Source organism: Candidatus Magnetominusculus dajiuhuensis (assembly GCF_046044395.1).
In the GTDB taxonomy this organism is placed as follows: Bacteria; Nitrospirota; Thermodesulfovibrionia; order Thermodesulfovibrionales; family Magnetobacteriaceae; genus Magnetominusculus; species Magnetominusculus dajiuhuensis.
The window spans coordinates 1-3,806 of sequence record NZ_JBJUSG010000201.1 but is presented as its reverse complement, the minus strand read 5'-3'; the positions used below and the strand labels follow the sequence as shown (position 1 = coordinate 3,806).

The following is a 3,806-nucleotide window of genomic DNA, read 5'->3' as shown; positions in this document are numbered from 1 at the left end:
GCACGGGGGCTTTTAACTCTTTTCGCTTCTCTATGTCGGTTATAGGGATAAATTCAAAATTAATGGGATAGACATTCAAAGAAATTACCTGTTAACGCTTATGACACCGGCTGCTGACAATAGTTTAGTGCTGAGGTTCATGAGCTGGGGTTTGTCTCTTACGTCAAGGATGAAGGTGAAATGGGCGTGTTTATCTGAAGAGGAACGGGCCTCCAGGTGTGACAGGTTGATGTTGAAGGCCGTGATGACATTTGTGAGGTTTGCAAGCATTCCCGGTTTATCCATTGTTTCGACATAGAGTTTGGCAGGGGCAGTGGTTTTGTCCTCGGATTCCCAGTTTACAGATACAATCCTGTTTTCGTCCAATAGGGCTGCGCGCTTAAAATTATGGCAATCCTTGCGGTGGATAGTAACCCCTTTTCCTTTCGTGATAAATCCGTATATGTTGTCGCCCGGTACGGGGAAACAACACTTGGCCGTTGTGTATAACAGGTTATCCACGCCCGTGATTTGTATTCCCTTGTTGGTTTTTTCCGCATGACGGGGCTTGGGCGGGGCAGCGGCCTCTTTATTCCCTTTGCTTTCGGGATGATCGGGATTCAAAATGTTGACCACATGCCTTGGAGACAGTTTGCCGTAACCGATTGCCATCAGTAAGTCGTCAAGGGTTTTATAGTTCAGCAGGGCGGTTGTCTCCTGCATTTTTTTGGATTTCAGCGTTGCAAGCTTTATCTTATTTCTTGTGAGCATGTCTTCTAAAAGCGACAGGCCAAGCTCGATACCCTGCTTGCGCTGCTCGACCTTTATGAACTGTCTGATGCGGTTTTTCGCCTTGTGCGTTACGACAAAGTTCAACCAGTCTCTGCTTGGGCTGTGCGTGTTTGAGGTGATTATCTCAATCGTGTCCCCGTTTTTCAACTGATATTTAAGAGGTACCATCCTGTTGTTACATCTTGCCCCGACACAGCGGTTTCCTATATGGGTATGAATGGCGTAGGCGAAGTCTACGGGGGTCGCCCCGGCTGGAAGTTCCCTTATGTCACCGGCGGGTGTGAAGACAAATACGACCTCAGAAAATATCTCACCCTTGAACATCTCCAGAAATTCACGCGCGTCTTTGGAGTCCTTTTGCAGGTGTATCAGCTCTCTGAGCCATTCGATGTACATGGCGTCTTTTGTCTCAACCTGGCGGCTGCGCTCCTTGTATAGCCAGTGGGCGGCGATGCCCTTTTCGGCTATCATGTTCATCTCCTCAGTCCTGATCTGGAACTCTATACGCTCCGCTCCCGGTCCTAGCACGGTCGTATGCAGAGACTGATATCTGTTTGACTTGGGCATGGCCACGTAGTCCTTAAATCGCCCCGGTACAGGCATCCAAAGTGAATGAATCAGACCGAGTATAATATAGCACTGCTCTTTTGACTGTGTTATGATTCTCAGGCCCAGCATGTCGTTGACCTCTTCAAAGGTCACACGCTGTGCCTGCATCTTCTGGTGGATACCATAGAAGTTTTTCACCCTCCCGCTTACGCGCCCAGGTATATTATGCTCAAGTAGTTTCTCTTCGATGGTTGAGGCAAGGGTTTTGACGAAATTTTCGCGCATCTGCTGCTTAGCTACTACTTTTTTATACAAATCCTCATAAATCTCAGGATGCAGGTATTTAAACCCAAGGTCCTCGAACTCTGACCTTAGCCAGCCCATGCCGAGACGGTTTGCAAGCGGCGCGTATATATCCAGCGTCTCGGTGGCTATCAGTTTTTGCTTATGTGGCGGCATAAACTTCAGTGTCCTCATATTGTGAAGCCTGTCTGCAAACTTTATTAGTATCACCCTGACATCTTCGGCCATTGCTACGAACATCTTCCTGAAATTTTCGGCCTGGGCATCCTCCCTTGTCTTGAACTCCATCCGTTTTAATTTGGTCAGGGCGTTGACCATAAAGCCGACATCCTCGCCGAAAATCCCGATGATATCCTTCATGGTCGTCTCCGTATCCTCGACGGTATCGTGCAGAAGGCCGGCTACTACCGTTTTACAGTCAAGATGCATGTCTGCCAATATGGAGGCAACCGCAAGCGGATGCTCAAAAAAAGGCTTACCCTCAAGCCTTCTCTGGTCGCAGTGTGCCTCCTGGGTAAAATGATAGGCCTTGCGGATAATCGAGACATCAGCGTCGGGCGCGTATGCCGTTATTTTAGCCAGCAGGTCGTCTAATTTTAGTAGTTCGTTGTCCATTGTCCGTTATCTTATGATATATTATAATACAATTACTACTAAGTATCTAACATTAATTTATAAATATTGATGGTAACAGGATGCCATGCTTAAAAAGATAATTGCCGAAAAAATCAGGGCAAACGGCCCTATGCCGTTTAAGGCATTCATGGAAGAGACACTGTACCACCCTGATTACGGGTATTATATGTCATCAATTCCATTTGGGCGGGAGGGGGATTTTTTTACCGCCTCGCACCTCCATCCGGCCTTTGGCGCGGCCATTGGCCGACAAATCGAGCAAATGTGGACGCTTATGGGAAGCCCGGCCCTGTTTCATATAATAGAATTCGGGCCTGGACGGGCACTGCTTGCCAGCGATATGCTCATGTATCTAAGTGATACCGAGTTTTTTAAATCCATCTCTTACGTAATCATTGAGGCCAACCCACGGCTGCGGCGGCAACAGGAGGCCATGCTTGCGCCTTTTTCAGGTACTGTGGCCTGGGTTGACTCAATTGACGGCCTGCCCCCTGTGGCTGGCTGCATACTTTCTAACGAACTTCTCGACGCGTTTGCCGTACATCTCGTACAAATGGACAACGGCGCACTAAAAGAGGTCTGGGTTGCCGCCGAAGGAGACGATACGCTCTGCGAGGTACTCGCTGAGCCGTCCAAAGAGATATTAGAATACGTGGAAGAGTTTAATATTGATGTACTCAGAGATTCAAACACATCCTTCAAGTCTGCCATTGCCGCGGAGGCAGCAATCCAGTCCACTTACAGGACAGAGATAAACCTCGCCATCAGAGATTGGCTTAAAGACTGCTCAACAATTCTAAGAGAAGGTTTTATCATTACGATTGATTATGGGTTTCCGGCGTGGCAGTATTACCAGCCGGGGCGTTGCCGCGGCACACTGCTGTGCTACTTCCGGCATAAAACCTCCGAAAATCCTTATGTGAACATTGGACAGCAGGACATAACCGCGCACGTCAACTTCTCGGCGCTGGGGAAATGGGGGATCCTTCAGGGTTTTACCCCCGTGGGGTATGCCGCGCAGGGGACATTCCTCTTATCGTTGGGAATTGATGAGTTGATCTGTCAAATACCGAAAGACGAAGACTACCAATTCGAGGCCATAAAGATTAAAAGGCTGCTCGTGCCGGAGGGCATGGGACAGAGCCACAAGGTGATGATACAATACAAGGGAATGGAGAGGGAAACTCCCGTGTTGAAGGGGTTTACGATACGAAATCAACTAAGGGAACTTGATGTGTCCGCAGTATATAATCCTAAAAACGGCAGTTAAGTGTCAAAAGCACCTGGCATAAGTGCAAATAAAATGGTTGAGCGGGTGGTTTTTGTAGAATTAGTCTAAAAGCGCATATGATAATAATCTGCATGGATTCTGATTATCTCACGGCAATCGTATATCAAATCGGAGGTGAGCTATTATTATTAACCGGATAGGACATTTCTATTTTGCTAAGAATAGGACATTTCTACTTTGCTGTGACATTGATGACTTTTCACAGCAATTCTCGGTGAAGGTAAAATGATAGTGAGAATGCGTGTTTACAGAGAAG

General features: G+C 47.5%; 2 protein-coding genes. One reads left to right on the top strand and one right to left on the bottom strand.

Features of this window, described 5'->3' with window-relative positions:
* Nucleotides 1-84 precede the first annotated feature (84 nt).
* Nucleotides 85-2,238, bottom strand: coding sequence for a RelA/SpoT family protein (locus AB7D94_RS16720; protein WP_420267204.1), 2,154 nt, complete (start codon nt 2,236-2,238; stop codon nt 85-87).
* A gap of 85 nt (nt 2,239-2,323) precedes the next feature.
* On the opposite strand from AB7D94_RS16720, the gene AB7D94_RS16715 reads away from it, so the two are divergent.
* Nucleotides 2,324-3,529: a class I SAM-dependent methyltransferase gene (locus AB7D94_RS16715; protein ID WP_420267203.1), complete on the top strand. Its 1,206-nt coding sequence runs from the start codon at nt 2,324-2,326 to the stop codon at nt 3,527-3,529.
* The last annotated feature ends 277 nt before the right edge of the window (nt 3,530-3,806 follow it).

Excerpts from the sequence above, each read along its gene's own strand:
- AB7D94_RS16720 (WP_420267204.1), bottom strand. The coding sequence starts at position 2,238 with ATGGACAACGAACTACTAAAATTAGACGACCTGCTGGCTAAAATAACG.
- AB7D94_RS16715 (WP_420267203.1), top strand. The coding sequence starts at position 2,324 with ATGCTTAAAAAGATAATTGCCGAAAAAATCAGGGCAAACGGCCCTATG.